The sequence below is a fragment of the Rhizobium sp. RAF56 genome, from assembly GCF_052113965.1.
Taxonomy (GTDB): Bacteria; Pseudomonadota; Alphaproteobacteria; order Rhizobiales; family Rhizobiaceae; genus Rhizobium.
Window position 1 is genome coordinate 1 of sequence record NZ_JBFRDU010000134.1, and the last position, 691, is coordinate 691.

General features: G+C 55.9%; 1 pseudogene. It reads right to left on the reverse strand.

Annotated features, from left to right (window positions below):
* Positions 1-347 (reverse strand): annotated as a pseudogene (locus AB4048_RS28930) (protein tyrosine phosphatase); the annotation flags it as partial.
* Between the last annotated feature and the right edge of the window lie 344 nt (positions 348-691).

Sequence of the window (691 nt, forward strand, 5' to 3'; positions counted from 1 at the left end):
ATCGCAACGATTTCGCTAGCACGCTGAGGCGTAAATTCCGTGGTCGCAGACATCCTGAAGTCGATGTGCTCAACCCCCAGATCTCGCGTCGCGGCAATCTCGGCGCCGTACCAATCCGCGTTGGAGTTCTCTCCTCTTAGATTGATGACCGTTTTGATGCCATGCTCGCGAACATAGGTTTCAAGCTGCGATGGGGTCGGCTGGGCCGAGCGGTAAAGCTGGCCTTCGATGACGGTGTGGAAATTCCCGACCAGCTTGAGATAGCCAATATAGCCTCCGAGGCCGGCCCCGAGGAAAAGAACGCCTGCGAGCGCGGCGCGAATTCTCTTGGATACTTTGAAAGGCATTGGTGTCTCTGCTGGAAACGATCTCCTTTCAGATGCCTGACAATGCTGACGAGTGCCTGAAGACGCGGGGTCCGGCGGTTAAAGTTTAGTAAGAATTGGCTATCGGGATCTTTCGGACATCGGCGCAGGAGCTTGTCGCTTCCAACGCAACTGAGGCCGGACAGGCGAATGGCCCGTCCGGCCTCAGTTGCCATGGGACTGCCGGCGACGGCTAGGTGTTCTGGCTGGACGTTTCTTCACGTCGATGACCAGCCTCTATTGTCATATAGATTACAGTCAGAACGATGACGCCAAGAAACGCGAAGCTTGTATAGATCGTCCCGAAACCCAAGCCGCCATACTCC